Here is a 24915-nt window from a genome sequence, read left to right on the forward strand (position 1 = left end):
CGCCCTTGCCCTTGTCGGAACACGCAGATGAAACTCACTCCCCATGCCCCCCTGTCGGCCCTCAATACCCTGGGCTTGGACGCACACTGCCTCTGGCTTGCCGAAGTAGCCAAGTTGGATGATCTCTGCCAGTTGCGGGCCAATCCGGAGTTGAGTGCCCTGCCACGCCTGGTGCTGGGTGGTGGGAGCAACATCTTGTTCTGCAATGATTTTTCCGGTCTGGTTGTGCTCAACCGAATGAAAGGCATCGAACTGCAGGATGACGGCAGCCACTGGTTGCTGCACGTGGCGGCGGGGGAGGAGTGGCACCAGCTGGTGCGCCATGCCCTGCAACAGGGTTGGCACGGGCTGGAGAATCTGGCGCTGATCCCGGGTACCGTCGGTGCGGCCCCGGTGCAGAACATAGGCGCCTACGGGGTCGAGCTGGCCCATTTCTGTGCCTATGTGGAGGCATTCAACTGGCAGAGCGGCGAGGTGGAGCGCATCGCGGCGGCCGACTGCCGGTTCGGCTATCGCGACAGCATCTTCAAGCACGATTATCAGGACTCCCACTTCATCACCGCCGTTGGCTTGCGCCTGCCCAAGGCCTGGCAGCCAGTGGCGGGTTATGGCCCGCTGGCCGCGCTCGGTGAGCAGCCTTCGGCGCAGGCTATCTTCGACACCGTCTGTGCCACCCGCATGGCCAAGCTGCCGGATCCGGCCGTGCTCGGCAATGCCGGCAGCTTCTTCAAGAACCCGGTGGTGACGACGGCGCAGGCCGACCAGCTCAAGCAGCAATTCCCGCACATTCCCTGCTACCCGGCCGGGGAGGGGCAGGCCAAGCTGGCGGCGGGCTGGCTCATCGATCAGTGCGGGCTCAAGGGCTTTGCCATCGGCCGCGCCGCCGTCCATCAGGAGCAGGCGCTGGTGCTGGTCAACCTCGGGGGCGCCAGCGCCATGGAGCTCATCGCCTTGGCGGCCCATGTGCGTGACAGCGTTGAGCACAAGTTCGGCGTGGTGTTGGAGCACGAAGTACGTTTCATGGGGCTCACCGGCGAGACCTGGCTGGACGAGGTGCTGGCATGACCCTCACCCCCGTCAGACAGACCCTGATCACCTTGCTGAGCGACGGCCAGTTTCATTCCGGCGAACAGCTGGGGGAGCAGCTTGGCATCAGCCGGGCTGCGGTGAGCAAGCACATGACCGCCCTCAAGGAGCTCGGGCTGGATTTGTTCAGCCTGACCGGCAAGGGGTACCGCCTGGCAGTTCCCATGGCACTCTATGACGAGGCGCAGCTGCAGGCCCTGGCCCCCATGGCGCCGGTGCACTGCTTCTCGGTGATCGACTCCACCAATCAGTATCTGTTTGAGCGGGTCAACCAGCTGAGCTCCGGCGAAAGTTGCCTGGCGGAGTGCCAGACCGCCGGTCGAGGGCGCCGTGGCAAGCCCTGGGTCTCCCCCTTCGGCTGTCAGCTGATCCTCAGCATGTACTGGCGGCTTGAGCAGGGCATGGCGGCGGCCATGGGGCTGAGCCTGGCGGTGGGGGTGGCCGTGGTGGAGGCGCTGGAATCCCTCGGTTACCCCGGGGTGGAGCTCAAGTGGCCGAACGACCTCTATTACCAGGGCCGCAAGCTGGCGGGCATACTGGTAGAGATGAGCGGCAGCGCCGGCGCCAGCTGCCATCTGGTGATCGGCATTGGCCTCAATCTGGCGATGCCGAGTCAGCAGGGAGAGAAGATCGATCAGGCCTGGTCAGAGCTGCGCCACGTTCAGCCCGAACTGGTGGATCGCAACCAGTTGGCGGCCTGCGTACTCCTGCATCTGCAAGCGGCCATGCAGACTTTCGAGCAGAGTGGTCTGGCGAGCTTCGTCGAAAGCTGGAATCGGCTCGACTACTTTGCCGGCCAACCGGTGAAGTTGCTGATGGGGGAGCAGGTGATCCGCGGCATAGCCCGGGGCATCGACGATCGTGGTGCCCTGCGGCTGGAGACGGACGAGGGGATCAAGGTCTATCTGGGAGGGGAGATCTCCCTGCGCCGGGGGGATTGAGCGAGATCAGCTCATGAGAATCCAATAGAAGAGGGGGCCTGCGGGCCCCCTCTTCGTTATCCGTCGGCCGCTGCGATTACTTGCGCAGCTTGATCTGCTCAATGGCGTGCTCCTGTCCCTTGGTCAGGATCAGGTTGGCTCGCTCCCGGGTCGGCAAGATGTTCTCTTGCAGATTCAGATAGTTGATGTCTTGCCATATGTTGCTGGCAATCTCGGTCGCCTCGCTTTCCGCCAGCTTGGCATAGTGGTGGAAGTAGGAGTCCGGATCCGAGAAGGCGCCGCTGCGGAACTTGAGGAAGCGATCGATGTACCAGGCGCGCAGCAGCTCGGCGTCGGCGTCCACATAGATGGAGAAGTCGACAAAATCCGACACGAAGACTCTGTGGGGATCCTGGGGGTAATCCATGCCGCTCTGCAGCACGTTGAGCCCCTCCAGGATCAGGATGTCCGGCTGTTCCACCACCTTCTTCTCATCGGGCAGGATGTCGTAGATGAGGTGAGAATAGACGGGGGCCTCGACCTTCTCGTGACCTGCACGGATGTTGGCGACAAACTCCACCAGATGGCGGATGTCGTAGGATTCCGGAAAACCCTTGCGGCGCATCAGCCCACGCTCTTCCAGCTCCTTGTTGGGATAAAGGAAGCCATCCGTGGTAACCAGTTCTACCCGCGGGTGTTCGGGCCAGCGTTCCAGCAATGCTTGCAGGATGCGGGCCGTGGTGCTCTTTCCCCCTGCCACGCTGCCGGCGATGCTGATGATATAGGTGCCCTTGCCACGGGACTGGCCGAGAAACTGCTCCAGCACCCGACTGCGGCGCTGCTTGGCCTTGACGTAGAGATTGAGCAGACGGGAAAGGGGCAGATAGATCTCTTCCACCTCGCGCAATGACACCTTCTCGTTGATGCCACGCAGGGTGTGCAGGTCCGTCTCTGTCAGGGTCAGGGGGACCGCATCGCGCAATAACGCCCATTGTTCGCGGGTGAATTGCAAATAGGGGTTATGCTCTGTCGTCATGGTGTCATCACTGTTTCTTGGGCAGGGCGACCATACACCAAGGGATCGGGAGCGACAAGGGACGCGTCCGGTTGGGACGGAGGAGGAGCGTTTTTTTGCATAGATCCCGGCAATAATGCACATTTTGCAGGGCGCAATGGTTGCATCCCCAAAATCCTTACCATAAAATGCGCGACGCTTGGATGTCTGTCGTCTATTTGCCCAGCAAAAGCGACAAAAACAACGGGTGCAAGCAGAATTACCGTTGTGGCATTCGTGCAATCGGAGGGGTTCCCGAGCGGCCAAAGGGATCAGACTGTAAATCTGACGGCTCTGCCTTCGAAGGTTCGAATCCTTCTCCCTCCACCATATTTCTCTGCGGTTTGAGTTCTTTGGGTTAGAGAAATGCGGGCATCGTATAATGGCTATTACCTCAGCCTTCCAAGCTGATGATGCGGGTTCGATTCCCGCTGCCCGCTCCAAGATGCTGATATGGCTCAGGTAATTCTGAAAGCCACACCCTAGGGTGAGTTCGGCAATCGAACCTGCCTGCCAGCACCATCCTCTCTGTCCCCCTGATTCAAATCCATCATATAAACTGTTCTGTGGTTAGCTTGCCACCGCGTACTCAGCGTTAGTTTAGAGGGACGATCATGTCTAAAGAAAAATTTGAGCGTAATAAACCGCACGTTAACGTGGGTACCATCGGCCACGTTGACCACGGTAAAACCACCCTGACCGCCGCCATCACCAACGTGCTGGCCAAGCACTTCGGTGGTAAAGCTTTCGCCTTCGACCAGATCGACAAGGCGCCGGAAGAGCGTGAGCGTGGTATCACCATCAACACCTCCCACGTAGAATACGACACCGCGATCCGTCACTACGCCCACGTAGATTGCCCGGGTCACGCCGACTACGTTAAGAACATGATCACCGGTGCTGCCCAGATGGACGGCGCGATCTTGGTAGTAGCCGCGACTGACGGCCCGATGCCGCAAACTCGTGAGCACATCCTGCTGGGCCGCCAGGTTGGTATCCCGTACATGATCGTGTTCATGAACAAGTGCGACATGGTAGACGACGAAGAGCTGCTCGAACTGGTCGAGATGGAAGTTCGTGAACTGCTGACCGAGTACGACTTCCCGGGTGATGACCTGCCGGTAGTGCGTGGTTCCGCGCTGAAAGCGCTGGAAGGCGACGCTGCATGGGAAGAGAAGATCATCGAGCTGGCTCACCACCTGGATACCTACATCCCGGAGCCGGAGCGTGCCATTGACCAGCCGTTCCTGATGCCTATCGAAGACGTCTTCTCCATCGCTGGCCGTGGTACCGTAGTAACCGGTCGTGTAGAGCGCGGTATCGTCAAGGTTGGCGAGACCGTTGAAATCGTCGGTATCAAAGACACCGTTTCTACCACCTGTACCGGTGTTGAAATGTTCCGCAAACTGCTGGACGAAGGTCGTGCCGGTGAGAACGTTGGCGCCCTGCTGCGTGGCGTGAAGCGTGAAGAAGTTGAGCGTGGTCAGGTACTGGCCAAGCCGGGCTCCATCAAGCCGCACACCAAGTTCGAATCTGAAGTGTACGTGCTGTCCAAAGAAGAAGGTGGTCGTCATACCCCGTTCTTCAAGGGCTACCGTCCGCAGTTCTACTTCCGTACTACCGACGTGACCGGTACCATCGAACTGCCGGAAGGCGTAGAGATGGTCATGCCAGGCGACAACATCAAAATGGTTGTTACCTTGATCGCGCCGATCGCGATGGACGACGGCCTGCGTTTCGCTATCCGTGAAGGCGGCCGTACCGTAGGTGCTGGTGTTGTAGCCAAAGTTATCGCTTAATCTTGGCTTACATAAATAAAGCAAAGCCCCTATAATAGGGGCTTTCTTATGCAGGGGCGTAGTTCGAATTGGTAGAACAGCGGTCTCCAAAACCGATGGTTGCGGGTTCGAGTCCTGCCGCCCCTGCCATATACCTCGTCTCGTACGGGGCTTTTGTGTCTTTGGTTACGTCAGATACAGGTGGGTTGTATGAGTGTTAGTTCTGAGGGACAGGGCGGAAGCAAGGATACCCTTCTTTGGGGCCTGGTTTTCATCATCCTGGCGGCCGCTGTAGTGGGTAATTACCTGCTCACCGATGTTGTCGCAGCCGTCCGCGCCCTGGGTGTGGTCGTTGTCATCGCTGCTGCAGGTGCAGTAGCCCTGCAAACCACCAAGGGCAAGGCAACACTGGCTTTTGCTCGTGAGTCGCGCCTGGAAGTCCGCAAGGTCGTTTGGCCAACCCGTCAGGAAGCCATTCAGACAACCCTGATTGTGCTGGCGGTGACCGCCGTGATGGGGCTGTTGCTGTTCGTTCTGGACGGTGCCTTGGTTTGGTTGGTCAACCTGATTACCGGTGTGTAAGGAAAAGCCATGACTGAACAACGTGAACAACGTATGAGATGGTATGTCGTGCAGGCATTTTCCGGTTATGAAGGCCGGGTTGCCAAATCCCTGCGTGAACATATCAAGATGCATGGCATGGAAGAGCTGTTTGGCGAAGTGCTGGTCCCGACCGAAGAAGTGGTCGAGATGCGTGCCGGCCAGAAGCGCAAGAGTGAGCGCAAATTTTTCCCGGGTTATGTCCTGGTCCAGATGATGATGGACGAGACCACATGGCACCTGGTACGCAATGTACCACGGGTCATGGGCTTCATCGGTGGCACCTCCGATCGTCCTGCTCCTATCTCCGATAAGGAAGCGGATGCCATCCTCAATCGTCTGCAAGATGCCCACGACAAGCCGCGTCCGAAAACCCTGTTTGAACCGGGTGAAATGGTGCGGGTTGCCGATGGTCCGTTCGCTGACTTCAACGGTACCGTTGAAGAAGTGGACTACGAGAAGAGCCGCGTGAAGGTCTCCGTATTGATCTTCGGTCGCTCAACGCCGGTAGAACTGGATTTTGGTCAGGTCGAAAAGGGCTGATTAAACTCTGTACGTTTAACGGTTGTCAGGGGCAGCGATTATCTCTATAATTCGCTGCCCCTTTATTTGTTGGGGAGCCGTTTGCAGGAGCGTGTCTCCGAGGCGCTAGAACCCATTTTTGAGGTATTTTCGTAATGGCTAAGAAAGTCACAGCTTATATCAAGCTGCAAGTTAAGGCTGGCAGTGCTAACCCCAGCCCTCCCGTTGGTCCTGCTCTGGGTCAGCACGGTGTGAACATCATGGAATTCTGTAAGGCGTTCAACGCTCGTACAGAAAAGCTGGAAAAAGGTTCACCGACTCCGGTCGTGATCACCGTTTACAGCGACCGTTCCTTCACCTTCGAAACCAAGACTCCGCCTGCGTCCTTCCTGCTGAAGAAAGCCGCTGGTATCCAGTCTGGTTCCGCCAAGCCGAACAAAGACAAGGTTGGTAAGGTGACTGTTGCTCAGCTGCAAGAAATCGCCAAGACCAAAGAGCCGGATATGACTGGTGCCGATCTGGATGCAAAAGTACGTTGCATCGCAGGCTCCGCTCGTTCCATGGGCCTGGTAGTGGAGGATTAAGACAATGGCAAAACTTTCCAAGCGTATGCGCGTTATTCGCGAAAAAGTTGACGGTACCAAAGAGTACTCCATCAACGAAGCCATTGCCCTGCTGAAAGAACTGGCTACCGCCAAGTTCGTTGAAAGCGTTGACGTTGCCGTTAACCTGGGTATCGATGCTCGTAAATCTGACCAGAACGTACGTGGTGCTACTGTACTGCCGCACGGTACCGGTCGTGACATCCGTGTCGCCGTATTCACCCAGGGCGCCAACGCCGAAGCCGCCAAGGCTGCCGGTGCTGAGTTGGTTGGTATGGATGACCTGGCCGAGCTGGTCAAGAAAGGCGAGATGAACTTCGACGTCGTTATCGCATCCCCGGATGCCATGCGCGTTGTTGGTCAACTGGGCCAGATCCTGGGCCCGCGCGGCCTGATGCCTAACCCGAAAGTGGGTACCGTAACCCCGAACGTTGCTGAAGCTGTGAAGAATGCTAAAGCCGGTCAGGTTCGTTACCGCAATGACAAGAATGGTATCATCCATACCACTCTGGGTAAGGTTTCTTTCAACGAAGTTCAGCTGAAAGAAAACTTGGAAGCTCTGCTGGTTGCTCTGAAAAAGGGCAAACCCTCTTCCGCCAAAGGCATCTTCATCAAGAAAGTCAGCATCTCCACCACCATGGGTGCCGGTGTTGCCGTAGACCAAGCTTCTTTGGAAGCTCAGGGCTAATTGATGGATTTTACAAGGCGCAAAATTTAATCTATAATTTTGCGCCTTGATTGGTTGGGGGTTTCGACCTCCGTCCAAGACCGCAGGTGGCTGCAAGGCCTTAATTTTTCCTGCGTAGACGGTGCCGGAAACCCAGCGAGAAAGTTTTCTTTCTCTTCTGGAATCCTGCTACCGCATCGTTCCCCTCTGTTGTGAAGGTAGGGGGGATGTGTCAGTACTGAGTCATGAGACTCAGATTCAATCCAGGAGTTAAGCCAATGGCATTGGGACTCGAAGACAAAAAGGCAATTGTTGCTGAAGTCAACGAAGCTGCCAAAGGCGCTCTGTCTGCAGTTGTAGCCGATTCTCGCGGTGTGACTGTTGACAAGATGACCGTCCTGCGTAAATCCGCTCGTGAAGCCGGTGTGTACATGCGCGTTGTGCGTAACACCCTGCTGCGTCGCGCGGTAGAGGGCACCGAATTCGGTTGCCTGAACGACGTATTGACTGGTCCTACCTTGATTGCTTTCTCTAACGAACACCCGGGCGCCGCCGCTCGTCTGTTCAAAGAGTTTGCCAAAGCGAACCAAAAGTTCGAAATCAAGGCTGGCGCTTTTAACGGTGAGTTTATCGCCGCAGCACAAATTGATCGTCTGGCCACGCTGCCGACTTACGACGAAGCAATTGCGAAGTTGATGGCTACCATGAAGGAAGCCTCTGCTGGCAAGCTGGTTCGTACTATCGCTGCTGTTCGCGACCAGAAACAAGCTGCTGCTTGATTCTCGCCTATTTAGGCTGTTTGAGTTTATTCAACATCAGGAATTTTTGTCATGTCTATCACTAAAGACCAAATCATCGAAGCCGTTGCTTCCATGTCCGTAATGGAAGTTGTTGAGCTGATCGAAGCAATGGAAGAGAAGTTCGGTGTTTCTGCCGCTGTTGCTGTAGCTGCCGGTCCGGCCGCTGAAGCAGTAGAAGAGAAGACCGAGTTCGACGTAGTTCTGACTGCTGCTGGCGCCAACAAAGTTGCCGTCATCAAGGCCGTTCGTGCTGCCACCGGCCTGGGCCTGAAAGAAGCCAAGGACCTGGTAGAAGCCGCTCCGACCAACCTGAAAGAAGCCGTCTCCAAAGACGAAGCTGAAGCTCTGAAGAAAGAGCTGGAAGCTGCCGGTGCTTCTGTTGAGATCAAATAATCTGCATTTATGTAGATTAGCCTGATAAAACAGGCTAGGGCTGGTGAATGTTTGTTCACCAGCCTTTTTGCGCTGTAGACTGAGAGCATTTCACACCGTTTACGACTCTCGGTGCACCAGCAATCCGGACCGCCTCATCGTCCGGGCCAACACAAAACGGTGTTGAGACAGAGCTGTCCCGCGGGACAGAGTGGGTCACTTATCAGCGAGCTGAGGAACCCTATGGTTTACTCTTATACCGAAAAAAAACGCATTCGTAAGGACTTCGGTAAGCGAGACCAGGTACTGGACACGCCTTATCTGTTGTCCATTCAGCTGGACTCCTTCAAGCAGTTCATCGAGGCTGACCCGGAAGGTGAATATGGCCTAGAGGCCGCTTTCCGTAGCGTTTTCCCGATCACCAGTTACTCCGGTAGTGCTGAGCTTCAGTATGTCAGCTATCGCCTGGGTGAGCCGGTATTTGACGTAAAAGAATGCCAGATCCGTGGAGTGACCTACTCCGCGCCGCTGCGTGTCAAGCTTCGTATGGTTCTGTACGACCGTGAAGCAGCTGCCGGCACCGTCAAAGATATCAAGGAACAAGAAGTATACATGGGCGAAATTCCGCTCATGACCGAGAATGGCACCTTTGTCATCAATGGTACCGAACGGGTTATCGTCTCCCAGCTGCACCGCAGCCCGGGCGTCTTCTTCGACCACGATAAAGGCAAAACACATTCATCCGGTAAGGTACTGTATAACGCCCGCGTTATCCCCTACCGTGGCTCCTGGCTGGACTTCGAGTTCGATGCGAAAGACAACCTGTTTGTCCGTATCGACCGTCGTCGTAAACTGCCGGCCTCCATTATTCTGCGCGCCCTGGACTTCAGTTCCGAAGAAATCCTGGCCACCTTCTTCGAGACCATTGGTTTCGAGGTCAAAGATGGCAAGTTGATGATGGATCTGGTGCCCGAGCGCCTGCGTGGTGAGACTGCGACCTTCGACATCATTGCCAATGGCGCCGTGGTGGTTGAGACCGGTCGTCGTGTCACTGCCCGTCATATCCGTCAGTTGGAAAAAGACGCCATCACCCAGATCGAGGTGCCGGTAGAGTACGTTGTTGGCAAAGTTGCAGCCAAGAACTACGCGCACCCGCAAACTGGCGAAATGGTCGTGACTGCCAACCAGGCTCTGAGCCTGGAAGCGGTAGCCAATCTGTCCCAAGCCGGCTTCAAGCACTTCGAGGTTCTGTTCACCAACGAACTGGATCACGGTGCCTACATGTCCGAGACCCTGCGCATCGACTCCAGCTCCAGCCGCCTGGAAGCTCTGGTCGAGATCTACCGCATGATGCGTCCGGGCGAGCCGCCCACCCGCGAAGCGGCAGAGCAGCTGTTCGAGAACCTGTTCTTCTCTTCCGAGCGTTACGACCTGTCTACCGTGGGTCGGATGAAGTTCAACCGCCGTCTGGGTCGTGAAGACGAGACCGGCGTTGGCGTGCTGACCAAAGACGACATCGTCGAAGTCATGAAACGCCTGATCGACATCCGTAACGGCAATGACGAGGTGGATGATATCGACCACCTGGGTAACCGTCGTATCCGTTCTGTCGGTGAAATGGCAGAAAACCAGTTCCGCGTCGGTCTGGTGCGTGTCGAGCGTGCGGTCAAGGAGCGTCTCTCCCTGGGCGACCTGGACACCCTGATGCCGCAGGATCTGATCAACGCCAAGCCGATCTCCGCCGCGGTCAAAGAGTTCTTCGGTTCCAGCCAGCTGTCCCAGTTCATGGACCAGAACAACCCGCTGTCCGAAGTGACCCACAAGCGTCGTATTTCCGCGCTGGGCCCGGGCGGTCTGACCCGTGAGCGTGCCGGCTTCGAAGTTCGAGATGTACACCCGACTCACTACGGTCGTCTGTGCCCCATCGAGACTCCGGAAGGTCCGAACATCGGTCTGATCAACTCGCTGTCCGTGTATTCCCGCACCAACGAGTACGGTTTCCTCGAGACCCCGTACCGCAAGGTCATCGACGGTGTGATCACCGACGAAGTGGACTACCTGTCAGCCATTGAAGAAGGCAAGTACGTGATCGCACAGGCCAACGCCGCGACCACCGAAGATGGCCGTCTGAAAGACGAGTTGATCCCGTGCCGTCACAAGGGTGAATCCACCTTTATGAACGCCGACCAGATCCAGTACATGGACGTGAGCCCGCAACAGATCGTATCTGTGGCAGCGGCCCTGATCCCGTTCCTGGAACACGATGATGCTAACCGAGCCCTGATGGGTTCGAACATGCAACGTCAGGCCGTACCGACTCTGCGTGCCGACAAGCCGCTGGTAGGTACCGGTATGGAACGCGCCGTGGCCGTTGACTCCGGTGTTACCGTAGTGGCCAAGCGTGGCGGCATGATCGACTACGTCGACGCCTCCCGTATCGTGATCAAGGTCAATGAAGATGAGCTGCTGCCTGGCGAAGCCGGCATCGACATCTACAGCCTGACCAAGTACACCCGTTCCAACCAGAACACCTGTATCAACCAGCGTCCTTGCGTGATGTTGGGTGAGCCGGTGATGGCGGGCGACGTGCTGGCTGACGGCCCGTCTACCGACCTGGGCGAACTGGCGCTGGGCCAAAACCTGCGCGTCGCCTTCATGCCGTGGAACGGTTACAACTTCGAAGACTCGATCCTGGTGAATGAGCGCGTGGTACAGGAAGATCGCCTGACCACCATCCACATCCAGGAACTGGCCTGTATCTCCCGTGACACCAAGCTGGGTCCGGAAGAGATCACTGCCGACATCCCGAACGTGGGTGAAGCCGCTCTGTCCAAGCTGGACGAGTCCGGTATCGTCTACGTGGGTGCCGAAGTGAAGGGCGGCGACATCCTGGTCGGCAAGGTAACACCCAAGGGTGAAACCCAGCTGACGCCGGAAGAGAAGCTGCTGCGCGCCATCTTCGGTGAGAAGGCCTCCGATGTGAAGGACTCCTCCCTGCGTGTGCCGAACGGTGTGTACGGTACCGTGGTTGACGTGCAAGTCTTTACCCGCGATGGCGTGGAAAAAGACAAGCGCGCCAAAGAAATCGAAGAGATGCAGTTGAAGGAAGCGAAGAAGGACTTGACCGAAGAGTTCAAGATCCTGGAAGACGGCATCTTCGGCCGCTCCCGCAACCTGCTGCTGGCCGCCGGTTACAGCGAAGATCGTCTGAACAAGCTGGATCGTTCCAAGTGGTTTGAATTGGCCATCGAAGATGAAGCCAAGCAGATCGAGCTGGAGCAGATCGCCGAACAGCACATCGAGCTGAAAGCCGACTTCGACAAGAAGTTCGAGAACAAACGTCGCAAGATTATCCAGGGTGATGATCTGGCGCCGGGCGTACTGAAAATCGTCAAGGTTTACCTGGCAGTCAAGCGTCGCATCCAACCGGGTGACAAGATGGCGGGCCGTCACGGTAACAAGGGTGTTATCTCCAAGATCTGTCCGGTCGAGGACATGCCCCATGACGAGTTCGGCCGTCCGGTCGACATCGTACTGAACCCGTTGGGTGTACCGTCCCGTATGAACATCGGTCAGATCCTCGAAGTGCACCTGGGCCTCGCGGCCAAGGGTATAGGCGAGAAGATCGACCGCATGATCAAGGATCAGCGCGAGCTGCACGAGATGCGTGACTTCCTGCAACAGGTCTACGACCTGGGCGAGAAAGACACCCAGCAAGTGAACATCGCCGAGCTGTCTGATGACGACGTACGTACCCTTGCGGGTAACCTGCGTAAGGGTCTGCCGGTTGCTACACCTGTCTTTGATGGTGCCAAAGAGCGCGAAATCAAGGCCTTGCTGAAGCTGGCCGATCTGCCGGAATCCGGTCAGATCTCCCTGTTCGACGGTCGTACCGGCAACGCCTTCGAGCGCAAGGTCACCGTGGGTTACATGTACATGCTGAAGCTGAACCACTTGGTAGACGACAAGATGCACGCGCGTTCTACCGGCTCCTACAGCCTGGTTACCCAGCAGCCGCTGGGTGGTAAGGCACAGTTCGGTGGTCAGCGGTTCGGTGAGATGGAAGTGTGGGCCCTGGAGGCTTACGGTGCGGCATATACCCTGCAGGAAATGCTGACCGTCAAGTCTGACGATGTGAATGGCCGTACCAAGATGTACAAGAACATCGTGGATGGCGACCACCGTATGGAGCCGGGCATGCCCGAATCCTTCAACGTACTGTTGAAGGAAATCCGCTCTCTGGGTATCAACATCGAGCTGGACGAAGAGTAAGAGCTCGCTCTTATTGTTCGAGAATTGACGTGGGCGCCCTGCTGCTTTGGCAGCAGGGCGCCGAGGTTAGACTCCTGACAGGGGAAACACGTGAAAGACTTACTCAAGTTTTTGAAGGCTCAGACCAAGACCGAAGAGTTTGACAGTATCAAGATCGGTCTGGCCTCTCCTGACATGATCCGCTCCTGGTCATTCGGTGAGGTCAAAAAGCCTGAGACCATCAACTACCGGACTTTCAAGCCGGAACGTGATGGTCTGTTCTGCGCCCGTATCTTCGGACCGGTGAAGGACTACGAGTGTCTGTGCGGCAAGTACAAGCGCCTGAAACACCGTGGTGTGATCTGCGAGAAGTGCGGCGTAGAAGTGACCCAGACCAAGGTCCGTCGTGAGCGCATGGGCCACATCGAGCTGGCCAGCCCGACTGCCCACATCTGGTTCCTGAAGTCCCTGCCGTCCCGTATCGGTCTGCTGCTGGACATGACCCTGCGTGACATCGAGCGCGTGCTGTATTTCGAATCCTATGTGGTTATCGAACCCGGCATGACCAACCTCGAGCGCAGCCAGATGCTGTCCGAAGAGAACTATCTGGACGCGCTGGAAGAGTGGGGCGACGAATTCGACGCCAAGATGGGTGCCGAAGCGATCCTTGCATTGCTGCGTGCCATCGATCTGGAAGGTGAAGTCAAGACCATGCGCGAGGAGCTGGATCAAACCAACTCCGAGACCAAGCGCAAGAAGACCACCAAGCGTCTGAAGCTGATGGAAGCCTTCCTGCAGTCCGGCAACAAGCCGGAGTGGATGATCATGACAGTGCTGCCTGTGCTGCCGCCGGACCTGCGTCCGCTGGTACCGCTGGACGGCGGTCGTTTCGCGACTTCTGATCTGAACGATCTGTACCGTCGCGTGATCAACCGTAACAACCGCCTGAAGCGTCTGCTGGATCTGGCGGCTCCGGACATCATCGTGCGCAACGAAAAGCGCATGCTGCAAGAGTCCGTGGATGCCCTGCTGGACAACGGCCGTCGTGGTCGTGCCATCACTGGCTCCAACAAGCGCCCGCTGAAATCCCTGGCCGACATGATCAAGGGTAAGCAAGGTCGTTTCCGTCAGAACTTGCTGGGTAAACGTGTCGACTACTCCGGTCGTTCCGTTATCACCGTAGGCCCGACGCTGCGTCTGCATCAGTGCGGTTTGCCGAAGAAGATGGCGCTGGAACTGTTCAAGCCCTTCATCTATGGCAAGCTGGAATCCCGTGGTCTGGCGACCACCATCAAGGCCGCCAAGAAGATGGTGGAGCGCGAAGAAGCGGTCGTTTGGGACATCCTGGACGAAGTGATCCGCGAACACCCGGTCCTGCTGAACCGTGCACCGACCTTGCACCGTCTGGGTATCCAGGCGTTTGAACCGACCCTGATCGAAGGCAAGGCCATCCAGCTGCACCCGCTGGTCTGTGCCGCCTATAACGCGGACTTCGATGGTGACCAGATGGCGGTCCACGTACCGCTGACCCTGGAAGCCCAGCTGGAAGCGCGCGCCCTGATGATGTCTACCAACAACATCCTGTCGCCTGCCTCCGGTGAGCCGATCATCGTTCCTTCCCAGGACGTGGTCTTGGGTCTGTACTACATGACCCGTGCCCGTATCAACGCCAAGGGCGAAGGTATGGTGCTGGCCGGTCCGAAAGAAGCCGAGAAGGTCTATCGTGCCGGTCTGGCCGATCTCCATGCTCGTGTGAAAGTGCGCATTACCGAATACCTGCGTCAGGAAGACGGTTCCCTGCTGCCGCACACCGAGATGAAGAACACCACCGTTGGTCGTGCGATCCTGAGCCTGATCCTGCCGAAAGGCATGGAATACGCGCTGATCGACGAACCCAAGGTGCTGACTGCCGCCGAGCAGGCCGATCTGGATGCCAATCCGCAGAACTGGATCAAATCCGTATCCAACAAGGCGCTGGGCAAAAAGCTCATCTCCCGTCTGCTGAACACCTGCTATCGCAAGCAGGGCCTGAAGGACACCGTCATCTTCGCTGACCAGCTGATGTATACCGGTTTCCATTACGCGGCCCTGTCTGGTGCTTCCGTTGGTATCGATGACATGGTCATCCCGGATGCCAAGAAAGACATCATTGCGGCAGCCGAAGCCGAAGTTGCCGAGATCCAGGACCAGTTCCTGTCCGGTCTGGTGACCGCTGGCGAACGCTATAACAAGGTTATCGATATCTGGGCCAGCGCGAACGATCGCGTCTCCAAGGCCATGATGGATAACCTCTCCAAGGAGCGGAACGTCAACTCCCTGGGTGAAGAAGAAGAGCAGGCCTCCTTCAACAGCATCTTCATGATGGCCGACTCTGGTGCGCGGGGCTCCGCCGCCCAGATCCGTCAGCTGGCCGGTATGCGTGGCCTGATGGCCAAGCCGGATGGTTCCATCATCGAAACGCCGATCGTGGCGAACTTCCGTGAAGGTCTGAACGTACTGCAGTACTTCATCTCCACTCACGGTGCTCGTAAGGGTCTGGCGGATACCGCACTGAAGACAGCGAACTCCGGTTACCTGACTCGTCGTCTGGTTGACGTGGCTCAGGACATGGTGATCACCGAGGACGATTGCGGTACGACCGAAGGTCTGTGGATGACTCCGCTGATCGAAGGTGGTGACGTGGTCGAGCCGCTGCGTGAGCGCGTGCTGGGTCGTGTGGTCGCCGAAGACGTGATCAAGCCGGGTACTGAAAGCGAGATCCTAGTCGCGCGCAATACTCTGCTCGACGAGTATCTGTGTGACCTGCTGGAGCGTAACTCCGTCGACCGCGTGAAGGTACGTTCTGCCATCACCTGTGAGACCGACTTCGGTAACTGTGCTCACTGCTACGGCCGTGATCTGGCCCGTGGTCACCTGGTGAACAAGGGTGAGGCTGTCGGTGTTATCGCCGCCCAGTCCATCGGTGAGCCGGGTACCCAGCTGACGATGCGTACCTTCCACATCGGTGGTGCCGCATCCCGAGCTGCTGCCGAGAGCAGCATCCAGGTCAAGAACACCGGTAGCATCAAGCTGCAGAACGCCAAGTTTGTTACCAACAGTGCCGACAAGCTGGTTATCACCTCCCGTTCTACCGAACTGACCATCATGGACGAGATGGGCCGTACCAAGGAAAGCCACAAGCTGCCTTACGGTTCCGTGCTGGAAGTGAAAGATGGCCAGGCCGTGAGTGCCGGTGATACCGTCGCCAACTGGGATCCGCACACCCACCCGATCATCACCGAAGTAGCAGGTCGCCTGGACTTCGAACACATGATCGACGGTGTGACCATCACTCGTCAGACCGACGAGCTGACCGGTCTCTCCTCTATCGTCGTGCTGGATGTCAATGAACGTCCGAGCGCGGGTAAAGAGATGCGTCCGACCGTGAAGCTGGTCGACCAGAACGGCAAGGATGTCATGATCCCGGGTACCGATGTTGCAGCCCAGTACTTCCTGCCGGGCAAGGCGATCGTGAACCTGGAGGATGGTGCCAACGTGGGCGTGGGTGACGCGGTCGCGCGTATCCCGCAAGAGTCCAGCGGTACCAAGGACATCACCGGTGGTCTGCCGCGCGTTGCGGATCTGTTCGAAGCACGTCAACCGAAGGAACCGGCTATCCTGGCCGAGATCTCCGGTACCATCTCCTTCGGGAAAGAGACCAAGGGCAAACGCCGTCTGGTCATCACCCCGACCGACGGTGGCGATATCTACGAAGAGATGATTCCGAAGTGGCGTCACCTGAACGTGTTCGAAGGTGAAAAAGTTGAGAAGGGTGAAGTACTGGCAGATGGTCCTGAGTCTGCTCACGACATCCTGCGTCTGCGCGGTATCAGCCCGGTCGCCAACTACATCGCCAACGAAGTGCAGGACGTTTACCGTCTGCAAGGCGTTAAGATCAACGACAAGCACATCGAAGTCATCGTTCGTCAGATGCTGCGTAAGTGCGAGATCCTGAGCGCTGGCGACACCGATTTGATCGAAGGCGAGCAGGTTGAAGTGGCTCGCGTGAAGATTGCCAACCGTAAGCTGGTTGCCGAGGGTAAGACTCCGGCCACCTTCCGTCATATCCTGATGGGTATTACCAAGGCATCTCTGAGCACCGAGTCCTTCATCTCCGCGGCTTCCTTCCAGGAAACCACTCGTGTTCTGACCGAAGCGGCCGTTGGCGGCAAGCGTGATGAACTGCGTGGCCTGAAAGAGAACGTAATCGTGGGTCGCCTGATCCCGGCTGGTACCGGCTTTGCCTACCACCATGCCCGGATCAACCAGCGTGCCGCCGCAGCCCGTGCTGTCGGTGTGCCGCAGGTGACTGCCGATGAGGCTCAGCAAAATCTGGCGGATCTGCTCAACGCAGCCGGCAGTTTTGACGAAGAGTAATCTTCAGCTGCAGTGATTAAAAAGGGCTCCTTCAAGGGGCCCTTTTTGTTGCCTGACCGCCAGTAGTGCGCTGCACCGGGCTGGGGCAGGGGATGATCCAGTGCAAGGTTATAGAGCAAAAAATCAAAAAAAGTTGACATTGATCCCCCGCAATTGAAAACTCGGGAAAGTTGAATGGTTATTACAGGGGTAGAACATGGCTGTCGGTATCGAGGAAGTACTGCTTCCCGAAGAGCAACTGAGCGGTCGCGCTTTTACAGACGAAGACAGGGAATTGTTGCGTTCATATGAGGGCCTCATCGAGGGCCTGGCCGATCTGTTCGGCAAGCACTGCGAAGTGGTGCTGCATTCCCTGGAAAATCTGCATGAGTCAGTGATCAAGATAGCGAACGGATTCAATACGGGGCGGACCCTGGGAGCGCCGATCACCGATCTGGCCCTGCGTATGCTCAAGGACATCGAGAGTACGGGTCAGGATCACACCCAGAGCTACTTTGCCCGCAGCCGGACCGGTGCGCTGATGAAGTCGAGCACCATCGCCATCCGCAACCGCGACAAGCAGGTGATCGGTCTTATCTGCATCAACCTGCACATCAATGCGCCTTTCCACGAGTTCGTGGCCGAATTCTTCCCGACGCCCCAGCAAGTGGAGCGTCAATCGCCGGAGACCTTCGCCAACAGCGTGGAGGAGCTGGTTGCCCAGACGGTGGACAACACCATCGACGAGATCAACCGTGATCCCTCCGTGGCCAACAACGCCAAGAATCGTTTTATCGTGACCCAGTTGTTCGAGAAGGGCATATTTGATATCAAGGACTCGATCAACCTGGTCGCCGACAAGCTGAATATTTCCAAACATACCGTGTATCTCTACATCCGACAGCGCAAGCAGGGTGAAGAAGAAAGCGAGTAAGCGCCATAGATAGAGGATAGATAACAATGGCTAAAGAAGTGATTGCAACCGACAAGGCGCCTGCCGCAATTGGTCCTTATGTACAGGCCACCAAGCTGGGTGACCTGGTGTTCACCTCCGGGCAGATCCCGCTCGATCCGGCCACCATGGACATAGTTGCCGGTGGCATAGAAGCGCAGGCCGAACAGGTGATGAAGAACCTGGTTGCAGTATTGAAGGCGGCGGGTGCCGATACCAGCAAGGTGCTGAAGACTACCTGTTTCCTGAGCGACATGAACAACTTCGTGGCCTTCAACCAGGTCTATGCTCGCTACTTCGGTGACGCTGCGCCGGCGCGCTCCTGCGTGGAAGTGGCTCGCCTGCCGAAAGATGTGCTGGTCGAAGTCGAAGCCATTGCTTACGTCTGAGTCACCGTCAGCGAAAAAGCCCCTCCCAGGAGGGGCTTTTTCGTCTTTGAGATAGAATGGATGCACATCTGTGCAGGAGTACGGACATGAGTCTGAATTTTGCCCTGCTGGTCACCGGGCCCGCCTATGGCACCCAGACGGCCAGCACCGCCTATCGCTTTGCCCTGAGTCTCATCGAGCAGGGGCATCGTCTCTCCCACCTGTTCTTCTATCAGGATGGGGTCCATAACGGTAATGGTCTGCATGCCCCGGCCAGCGATGAGACCGACCTGGTGGCGCTGTGGCGCGATCTGGCCCTGGCGCAGGGTATTGCCATCGATGTGTGTGTCGCCGCCGCCATGCGCCGCGGGGTGCTCGATGAAGCCGAGGCTAAGGGGATCGGCAAGACCCAGTTCAATCTGCAGACCCCGTTTCGTTTGAGCGGGTTGGGTCAGCTGGCCGAGGCCAGTCTGACCGCCGACCGCTTCGTCCAGTTCTAGGGGGATGAAATGGCCAAGATAGCCTTTATCTGCCGGCGTGGTCCCCACGGTACGGCGAGTGGACGAGAGGGCCTGGATGCCTTGCTGGCCACCTCTGCGTTGACGGAATCCCTGGCGCTGTTCCTCATCGGTGACGGCGTGCTGCAACTGGTCAGGGAGCAGTCGCCGCAGGGGATATTGCAGCGCCACTACGCGCCGACCTTCAAGATGTTGGAACTGTACGATATCGAGGAGGTCTATGTCTGTGCGGTGTCGCTGGCCGAACGTGGCCTGACGGCCGAGGATCTGCTGATCCCCGTGACGGTGGTGAGTCCGACCGAGATCCGCCGCCAGTGGGATAACTTCACCACCCACATCAGCTTTTGAGGTACTCATGATACAGCTTGTATTGAGCTCGCCTTTCCTCAGCCAGGACCTCGAGCAGGTGTTGCGTTATCGCCAGGACGCGGATCTGCTGGTGCTGATGCAGGACGCCGTAGTGGCGACGACGGCTCCGCAGTGGTGCGAGCGATTGAGCGGGATCCCGCTCTATGTGATGGGGGAAGACCTGAAGGCGAGGGGCTTGTCCCCCAGGATCGGGATGGCACTCGACATGGCCGGCCTGATCAAGCTGATCGCCGAGCATGGATCACCGCAGACCTGGGCCAGCTAAATTTGATTTTTACCAGCTATCTCAGGCGATTATCACAATAGTGGCGGGATGTCATTTGCCCTTTTGGCGCACGAATTGTATAAATCTTGACTCCCTAGACAACAGGGCATAAAATTTCGCGTCCCCGTATCTGCGGGGAGGATTTTTCACACGTTTATGAAGTCATTATCAGGAGCCTTTTGATGGCAACTATTAACCAGTTGGTTCGCAAGCCACGCATCAAGCTCGTTGTGAAAAGCAACGTGCCGGCGCTGGAAGCGTGCCCTCAGAAGCGTGGCGTATGCACCCGTGTATACACCACCACCCCCAAGAAGCCTAACTCTGCACTGCGTAAAGTGTGTCGTGTACGTCTGACCAACGGCTTCGAAGTCACCTCCTACATCGGTGGTGAAGGTCACAACCTGCAGGAGCACTCCGTTGTTCTGATCCGTGGCGGTCGTGTCAAGGATTTGCCAGGTGTTCGTTATCACACCGTTCGTGGTGCGTTGGACTGTGCCGGTGTTAAAGACCGTAAGCAGGCTCGCTCCAAGTATGGTGTGAAGCGTCCGAAAGCTTAATGGTTCTCCGTTAAGTAAGGCCAAACGTTAATTCGTTTCTAGTTAGATAACTTTCTAGTTTTGGGTAACCCCTGAAGTTACGGAGAATTTAAAATGCCAAGACGTCGTGTTGTTGGTCAGCGTAAAATCCTGCCGGATCCCAAGTTCGGATCAGAGCTGCTGGCTAAATTTGTCAACGTAGTAATGGTTGACGGTAAGAAATCTGTTGCAGAAGCCATCGTTTATGGCGCCCTGGACATCATTGCCACCAAATCTGGCAAAGAGCACCTGGCCCTGTTCGAAGTCGCTCTGGACAACATTCGTCCGGCGGTCGAGGTTAAATCTCGTCGCGTCGGTGGTGCAACCTATCAGGTACCGGTAGAAGTTCGTCCGGTTCGTCGCAATGCCCTGGCAATGCGCTGGTTGGTTGATGCCGCTCGTAAACGTGGTGAAAAATCAATGGCTCAGCGTTTGGCTGGCGAGCTGCTGGATGCCGCTGACAATAAGGGTTCGTCTGTCAAGAAACGTGAAGACGTTCACCGTATGGCTGAAGCGAACAAGGCTTTCGCTCACTTCCGCTGGTAATCCGCCTGCGCAGGGCCTTCAGGCTCTGCGCACCTTCAGTTATCTAGGGGTACGCTCCTAGTAAGAGGATGACAATGGCTCGTACAACCCCCATTGAGCGTTATCGTAACATCGGTATCTCCGCTCACATCGACGCCGGTAAGACTACTACTACCGAGCGCGTTCTGTTTTACACCGGTGTAAGTCACAAGATCGGTGAAGTTCACGATGGCGCCGCCACCATGGACTGGATGGAACAGGAACAAGAGCGTGGTATCACCATCACCTCCGCCGCGACCACCGCTTTCTGGTCCGGTATGGGTAAACAGTTCCAACCGCACCGTATCAACATCATCGATACCCCGGGCCACGTTGACTTTACTATCGAAGTAGAGCGTTCAATGCGTGTTCTGGACGGCGCCGTGATGGTGTACTGTGCCGTAGGTGGCGTACAGCCACAGTCTGAAACCGTATGGCGTCAGGCTAACAAGTACAAGGTTCCCCGTATCGCGTTCGTCAACAAGATGGACCGTACCGGCGCCAACTATCTGCGCTGCGTTGAGCACATCAAGACCCGTCTGAAAGGCGTGCCGGTTCCCCTGCAACTGAACATCGGTGCAGAAGAGAACTTCAAGGGCGTTATCGACCTGGTCAAGATGAAAGCCATCAACTGGAGCGAAGCTGACCAGGGTGTGTCTTTCGATTACGAAGACGTCCCGGCCGAGCTGCTGGAACAAGCGCAAGAAATGCGCATGAACCTGGTTGAAGCCGCTGCTGAAGCGTCTGAAGATCTGATGGAAAAATACCTGGGTGGTGAAGAACTGACCGAAGAAGAGATCAAGAAAGCTCTTCGTCAGCGTGTTCTGAACAACGAAATCATCCTGGTTACCTGTGGCTCTGCGTTCAAGAACAAGGGCGTACAGGCCATGCTGGATGCCGTGGTTGACTATCTGCCGGCTCCGACCGACGTAGCAGCCATCGACGGTCTGAAGCTGGATGGCGAGACCAAGGACGAGCGTCACGCTTCCGATGACGAGCCGTTCTCTGCTCTGGCATTCAAGATTGCTACCGACCCGTTCGTAGGCAACCTGACCTTCTTCCGCGTTTACTCCGGTGTGGTTAACTCCGGTGACTCCGTACTGAACTCTGTCAAAGAGAAGCGCGAGCGTTTTGGCCGTATCGTTCAGATGCACGCCAACAAGCGTGAAGAGATCAAAGAAGTTCGCGCAGGCGACATCGCCGCTGCCATCGGTCTGAAAGACGTGACCACTGGTGACACCCTGTGTGACGAAAAAGCGCCGATCATCCTCGAGCGTATGGAATTCCCGGAGCCGGTAATCTCCATCGCGGTTGAGCCGAAAACCAAGGCTGACCAAGAGAAGATGGGTCTGGCTCTCGGCCGTCTGGCGCAGGAAGATCCGTCTTTCCGCGTATGGACTGACGAAGAATCTGGCCAAACCATCATCGCCGGTATGGGTGAGCTGCACCTGGACATCATCGTTGACCGTATGCGTCGCGAGTTCAAGGTTGAAGCCAACGTAGGTAAGCCGCAGGTTGCCTACCGTGAAACCATCCGCAATACCGTCAAGGACATCGAAGGCAAGCATGCCAAGCAGTCCGGTGGTCGTGGTCAGTACGGTCATGTTGTGATCGACATGTACCCGCTGGAAGAAGGCAAAGCCTACGAGTTCGTTAACGACATCAAGGGCGGCGTCATTCCTGGTGAGTTCATCCCGGGTGTTGACAAGGGTATCCGTGAGCAGCTGAAGTCCGGCCCGCTGGCAGGCTATCCGGTCATGGATCTGGGTGTGCGTCTGCACTTCGGTTCCTACCACGATGTCGACTCCTCCGAACTGGCGTTCAAAATCGCTGCTTCCATGGCCTTTAAGGCTGGCTTCATGAAAGCCAACCCGGTTCTGCTCGAACCGATCATGAAAGTAGAAGTTGAGACTCCGGAAGATTACATGGGCGACGTCATCGGTGACCTGAACCGTCGTCGTGGCCTGATCGAAGGTATGGAAGACGGCCCGTCCGGCAAGATCGTTCGTGCTCTCGTGCCGCTGGCCGAGATGTTCGGTTATGCGACTGCCCTGCGTTCCGCTACCCAGGGTCGCGCTTCCTACGCCATGGAATTCGCCAAGTATCACGATGCCCCGACTAACGTCGCCCAGGCCGTGATCGAAGAGCGCAAATCCAAGTAATTTATGATTCCCCGCCTACGACGGTAGGCGGGTTTAACCTAGAAGGACTACGTCGTGTCTAAAGAAAAATTTGAGCGTAATAAACCGCACGTAAACGTCGGCACCATCGGCCACGTTGACCACGGTAAAACCACCCTGACCGCCGCCATCACCAACGTGCTGGCCAAGCACTTCGGTGGTAAAGCTTTCGCCTTCGACCAGATCGACAAGGCACCGGAAGAGCGTGAGCGTGGTATCACCATCAACACCTCCCACGTAGAATACGACACTGCTACCCGCCACTACGCCCACGTAGATTGCCCGGGTCACGCCGACTACGTTAAGAACATGATCACCGGTGCTGCCCAGATGGACGGCGCGATCCTGGTAGTAGCCGCGACTGACGGCCCGATGCCGCAAACTCGTGAGCACATCCTGCTGGGTCGCCAGGTTGGTATCCCGTACATGATCGTGTTCATGAACAAGTGCGACATGGTAGACGACGAAGAGCTGCTCGAACTGGTCGAGATGGAAGTTCGTGAACTGCTGACCGAGTACGACTTCCCGGGTGATGACCTGCCGGTAGTACGTGGTTCCGCGCTGAAAGCGCTGGAAGGCGACGCTGCATGGGAAGAGAAGATCATTGAGCTGGCTCACCACCTGGATACCTACATCCCGGAGCCGGAGCGTGCCATTGACCTGCCGTTCCTGATGCCTATCGAAGACGTCTTCTCCATCGCTGGCCGTGGTACCGTAGTTACCGGTCGTGTAGAGCGCGGTATCGTTAAAGTTGGCGAGACCGTTGAAATCGTCGGTATCAAAGACACCGTTTCTACCACCTGTACCGGTGTTGAAATGTTCCGCAAACTGCTGGACGAAGGTCGTGCCGGTGAGAACGTTGGCGCCCTGCTGCGTGGCGTGAAGCGTGAAGACGTAGAGCGTGGTCAGGTACTGGCCAAGCCGGGCTCCATCAAGCCGCACACCAAGTTCGAATCTGAAGTGTACGTGCTGTCCAAAGAAGAAGGTGGTCGTCATACCCCGTTCTTCAAGGGCTACCGTCCGCAGTTCTACTTCCGTACTACCGACGTGACCGGTACCATCGAGCTGCCGGAAGGCGTAGAGATGGTCATGCCAGGCGACAACATCAAAATGGTTGTTACCCTGATCGCGCCGATCGCGATGGACGACGGCCTGCGTTTCGCTATCCGTGAAGGTGGCCGTACCGTAGGTGCTGGTGTTGTTGCTAGCGTAATCGCTTAATCGATTCGCTATCTGCACACATAAAAGGGGTGGCTTCGGCTGCCCCTTTTTCTTTTTGGGTCTTATGCCCTATGAGATACTCTGCAAAATCATTTATTGAGGTAGTCCCCAGTGAGCAAGCCCGCCATTTTTCTGGATCGTGACGGTGTTATCAACGAAGACACAGGTTATGTCAGCCAGGTAGACGACTTCCATTTCCTGCCCGGGGTGATCGAAGCCCTGCAACTGTTGAAGAAGAAGGGCTACCTGCTGATCGTGGTCACCAACCAATCTGGCATCGCCCGCGGTTACTTCAGTGAAGACGACTTCATGAACCTGACGGAGTGGATGGACTGGTCACTGGCCGATCGGGATGTGGATCTCGATGGTATCTATTTCTGTCCTCATCATCCGGATCATGGTGCACCCTGCGATTGCCGCAAGCCTGCACCCGGTATGCTGCTGTTGGCGCAACAGGAGCTCGGCATCGACATGGCACGTTCTTATATGGTGGGTGACAAGTCTTCCGACCTGAAAGCGGCCATCAATGCTGGGGTCGGACACAAGGTGATGGTGCGCACCGGCAAGGCAGTGACCGATGAGGGCAATACGCTGGCTGATACCGTTTATGACAATCTGCACGATTTTGCCATTTCAGCGCCTGTCGCGGGCTGATTTCGTTCGCTTAACACGCGCATTGGTGGCTTTATGAGCGAACGGTTGGTGAAAGCCATTTTTTTGCAATTATCTGCTTGCCAAAAAATTTCAGCTCCCTATAATGCGCCTCCATCGACAGGGCAAGCGGCAACGCAAACAACCTGGTTGATAACCTCGAAAAGCCTTTAAAAATAAGGCTTGACTCGAGAAAGCGGTTGAG

22 protein-coding genes and 3 tRNA genes are annotated in these 24915 nt (G+C 56.7%); 24 read left to right on the forward strand and 1 reads right to left on the reverse strand.

Annotated elements, in window-relative coordinates; genetic code table 11:
* Positions 1 to 27: 27 nt before the first annotated feature.
* Entirely contained in the window at positions 28 to 1065 is a 1038-nt protein-coding gene (gene murB / locus ACB039_RS16605) for a UDP-N-acetylmuramate dehydrogenase (protein WP_371166051.1), read from the forward strand.
* Positions 1062 to 2027 carry a bifunctional biotin--[acetyl-CoA-carboxylase] ligase/biotin operon repressor BirA gene (birA, locus tag ACB039_RS16610; protein WP_161507659.1) on the forward strand — a complete coding sequence of 322 codons (966 nt, stop codon included), beginning with the start codon at positions 1062 to 1064 and terminating at the stop codon, positions 2025 to 2027. Before murB ends, birA begins: the two co-directional genes overlap by 4 nt.
* A gap of 76 nt (positions 2028 to 2103) precedes the next feature.
* On the opposite strand, the gene coaA is transcribed toward birA, so the two are convergent.
* Complete coding sequence (gene coaA / locus ACB039_RS16615; RefSeq protein WP_041206545.1) at positions 2104 to 3042, reverse strand: type I pantothenate kinase; 939 nt, start codon at positions 3040 to 3042, stop codon at positions 2104 to 2106.
* A 263-nt stretch (positions 3043 to 3305) separates the two neighbouring features.
* Here coaA and ACB039_RS16620 point away from each other — a divergent pair.
* The 22 genes from ACB039_RS16620 to gmhB all read left to right on the forward strand — a co-directional run bounded on the left by ACB039_RS16620 (position 3306) and on the right by gmhB (position 24713).
* Positions 3306 to 3390 (forward strand) — tRNA-Tyr (locus tag ACB039_RS16620).
* A gap of 38 nt (positions 3391 to 3428) precedes the next feature.
* Positions 3429 to 3503: transfer RNA gene (locus ACB039_RS16625), tRNA-Gly, on the forward strand.
* A gap of 171 nt (positions 3504 to 3674) precedes the next feature.
* The gene (tuf, locus tag ACB039_RS16630) at positions 3675 to 4859 is read left to right on the forward strand and encodes an elongation factor Tu (RefSeq protein ID WP_025328607.1); all 1185 of its coding nucleotides are present in this window, start codon (positions 3675 to 3677) and stop codon (positions 4857 to 4859) included.
* 52 nt (positions 4860 to 4911) lie between these two features.
* A tRNA-Trp gene (locus tag ACB039_RS16635) sits at positions 4912 to 4988 on the forward strand.
* Positions 4989 to 5048: 60 nt separating this feature from the next.
* A complete protein-coding gene (secE, locus tag ACB039_RS16640) occupies positions 5049 to 5420 on the forward strand; it encodes a preprotein translocase subunit SecE (RefSeq protein WP_025328619.1) in 372 nt (123 codons plus the stop codon).
* 9 nt (positions 5421 to 5429) lie between these two features.
* The gene (nusG, locus tag ACB039_RS16645; protein WP_005323644.1) at positions 5430 to 5981 is read left to right on the forward strand and encodes a transcription termination/antitermination protein NusG; all 552 of its coding nucleotides are present in this window, start codon (positions 5430 to 5432) and stop codon (positions 5979 to 5981) included.
* 134 nt (positions 5982 to 6115) lie between these two features.
* Positions 6116 to 6544 carry a 50S ribosomal protein L11 gene (rplK, locus tag ACB039_RS16650; RefSeq protein WP_016352267.1) on the forward strand — a complete coding sequence of 143 codons (429 nt, stop codon included), beginning with the start codon at positions 6116 to 6118 and terminating at the stop codon, positions 6542 to 6544.
* A gap of 4 nt (positions 6545 to 6548) precedes the next feature.
* Complete coding sequence (rplA, locus tag ACB039_RS16655) at positions 6549 to 7250, forward strand: 50S ribosomal protein L1 (protein WP_041206544.1); 702 nt, start codon at positions 6549 to 6551, stop codon at positions 7248 to 7250.
* A gap of 257 nt (positions 7251 to 7507) precedes the next feature.
* Positions 7508 to 8008 carry a 50S ribosomal protein L10 gene (rplJ, locus tag ACB039_RS16660; RefSeq protein ID WP_025328617.1) on the forward strand — a complete coding sequence of 167 codons (501 nt, stop codon included), beginning with the start codon at positions 7508 to 7510 and terminating at the stop codon, positions 8006 to 8008.
* Positions 8009 to 8059: 51 nt separating this feature from the next.
* A complete protein-coding gene (gene rplL / locus ACB039_RS16665) occupies positions 8060 to 8422 on the forward strand; it encodes a 50S ribosomal protein L7/L12 (RefSeq protein ID WP_025328616.1) in 363 nt (120 codons plus the stop codon).
* A 222-nt stretch (positions 8423 to 8644) separates the two neighbouring features.
* A complete protein-coding gene (rpoB, locus tag ACB039_RS16670) occupies positions 8645 to 12673 on the forward strand; it encodes a DNA-directed RNA polymerase subunit beta (protein WP_025328615.1) in 4029 nt (1342 codons plus the stop codon).
* 90 nt (positions 12674 to 12763) lie between these two features.
* A complete protein-coding gene (gene rpoC, locus ACB039_RS16675) occupies positions 12764 to 17068 on the forward strand; it encodes a DNA-directed RNA polymerase subunit beta' (RefSeq protein WP_005325063.1) in 4305 nt (1434 codons plus the stop codon).
* Between the two features lie 196 nt (positions 17069 to 17264).
* Positions 17265 to 17981, forward strand: a complete 717-nt coding sequence (locus tag ACB039_RS16680; RefSeq protein ID WP_025328613.1) for a transcriptional regulator — start codon at positions 17265 to 17267, stop codon at positions 17979 to 17981.
* Positions 17982 to 18007: 26 nt separating this feature from the next.
* Entirely contained in the window at positions 18008 to 18388 is a 381-nt protein-coding gene (locus ACB039_RS16685) for a RidA family protein (RefSeq protein ID WP_041206542.1), read from the forward strand.
* An 86-nt stretch (positions 18389 to 18474) separates the two neighbouring features.
* Positions 18475 to 18867, forward strand: coding sequence for a sulfurtransferase complex subunit TusD (tusD, locus tag ACB039_RS16690; protein WP_005325051.1), 393 nt, complete (start codon positions 18475 to 18477; stop codon positions 18865 to 18867).
* A gap of 9 nt (positions 18868 to 18876) precedes the next feature.
* On the forward strand, positions 18877 to 19233 hold the full coding sequence (gene tusC / locus ACB039_RS16695) for a sulfurtransferase complex subunit TusC (protein WP_005325047.1): 357 nt from the start codon (positions 18877 to 18879) through the stop codon (positions 19231 to 19233).
* A gap of 7 nt (positions 19234 to 19240) precedes the next feature.
* Positions 19241 to 19519: a sulfurtransferase complex subunit TusB gene (gene tusB / locus ACB039_RS16700; RefSeq protein ID WP_041206540.1), complete on the forward strand. Its 279-nt coding sequence runs from the start codon at positions 19241 to 19243 to the stop codon at positions 19517 to 19519.
* Between the two features lie 182 nt (positions 19520 to 19701).
* A complete protein-coding gene (gene rpsL, locus ACB039_RS16705; RefSeq protein ID WP_005306278.1) occupies positions 19702 to 20076 on the forward strand; it encodes a 30S ribosomal protein S12 in 375 nt (124 codons plus the stop codon).
* A gap of 93 nt (positions 20077 to 20169) precedes the next feature.
* Entirely contained in the window at positions 20170 to 20640 is a 471-nt protein-coding gene (rpsG, locus tag ACB039_RS16710) for a 30S ribosomal protein S7 (protein WP_010675949.1), read from the forward strand.
* A 74-nt stretch (positions 20641 to 20714) separates the two neighbouring features.
* A complete protein-coding gene (gene fusA / locus ACB039_RS16715; protein ID WP_005325033.1) occupies positions 20715 to 22820 on the forward strand; it encodes an elongation factor G in 2106 nt (701 codons plus the stop codon).
* A gap of 54 nt (positions 22821 to 22874) precedes the next feature.
* Positions 22875 to 24059 (forward strand): elongation factor Tu, encoded by a 1185-nt coding sequence (gene tuf, locus ACB039_RS16720; RefSeq protein WP_041206539.1) that lies wholly within the window; start codon positions 22875 to 22877, stop codon positions 24057 to 24059.
* A gap of 111 nt (positions 24060 to 24170) precedes the next feature.
* Positions 24171 to 24713 (forward strand): D-glycero-beta-D-manno-heptose 1,7-bisphosphate 7-phosphatase, encoded by a 543-nt coding sequence (gene gmhB, locus ACB039_RS16725; protein WP_041206538.1) that lies wholly within the window; start codon positions 24171 to 24173, stop codon positions 24711 to 24713.
* Positions 24714 to 24915: the final 202 nt, after the last annotated feature.

The organism is Aeromonas sp. S2(2024) (assembly GCF_041402505.1).
GTDB lineage: Bacteria > Pseudomonadota > Gammaproteobacteria > Enterobacterales > Aeromonadaceae > Aeromonas > Aeromonas media.

Coding starts and splice junctions, on each gene's coding strand:
- murB (WP_371166051.1), top strand. CDS start 28: ATGAAACTCACTCCCCATGCCCCCCTGTCGGCCCTCAATACCCTGGGC.
- birA (WP_161507659.1), top strand. CDS start 1,062: ATGACCCTCACCCCCGTCAGACAGACCCTGATCACCTTGCTGAGCGAC.
- coaA (WP_041206545.1), bottom strand. CDS start 3,042: ATGACGACAGAGCATAACCCCTATTTGCAATTCACCCGCGAACAATGG.
- tuf (WP_025328607.1), top strand. CDS start 3,675: ATGTCTAAAGAAAAATTTGAGCGTAATAAACCGCACGTTAACGTGGGT.
- secE (WP_025328619.1), top strand. CDS start 5,049: ATGAGTGTTAGTTCTGAGGGACAGGGCGGAAGCAAGGATACCCTTCTT.
- nusG (WP_005323644.1), top strand. CDS start 5,430: ATGACTGAACAACGTGAACAACGTATGAGATGGTATGTCGTGCAGGCA.
- rplK (WP_016352267.1), top strand. CDS start 6,116: ATGGCTAAGAAAGTCACAGCTTATATCAAGCTGCAAGTTAAGGCTGGC.
- rplA (WP_041206544.1), top strand. CDS start 6,549: ATGGCAAAACTTTCCAAGCGTATGCGCGTTATTCGCGAAAAAGTTGAC.
- rplJ (WP_025328617.1), top strand. CDS start 7,508: ATGGCATTGGGACTCGAAGACAAAAAGGCAATTGTTGCTGAAGTCAAC.
- rplL (WP_025328616.1), top strand. CDS start 8,060: ATGTCTATCACTAAAGACCAAATCATCGAAGCCGTTGCTTCCATGTCC.
- rpoB (WP_025328615.1), top strand. CDS start 8,645: ATGGTTTACTCTTATACCGAAAAAAAACGCATTCGTAAGGACTTCGGT.
- ACB039_RS16680 (WP_025328613.1), top strand. CDS start 17,265: ATGGCTGTCGGTATCGAGGAAGTACTGCTTCCCGAAGAGCAACTGAGC.
- ACB039_RS16685 (WP_041206542.1), top strand. CDS start 18,008: ATGGCTAAAGAAGTGATTGCAACCGACAAGGCGCCTGCCGCAATTGGT.
- tusD (WP_005325051.1), top strand. CDS start 18,475: ATGAGTCTGAATTTTGCCCTGCTGGTCACCGGGCCCGCCTATGGCACC.
- tusC (WP_005325047.1), top strand. CDS start 18,877: ATGGCCAAGATAGCCTTTATCTGCCGGCGTGGTCCCCACGGTACGGCG.
- tusB (WP_041206540.1), top strand. CDS start 19,241: ATGATACAGCTTGTATTGAGCTCGCCTTTCCTCAGCCAGGACCTCGAG.
- rpsL (WP_005306278.1), top strand. CDS start 19,702: ATGGCAACTATTAACCAGTTGGTTCGCAAGCCACGCATCAAGCTCGTT.
- rpsG (WP_010675949.1), top strand. CDS start 20,170: ATGCCAAGACGTCGTGTTGTTGGTCAGCGTAAAATCCTGCCGGATCCC.
- fusA (WP_005325033.1), top strand. CDS start 20,715: ATGGCTCGTACAACCCCCATTGAGCGTTATCGTAACATCGGTATCTCC.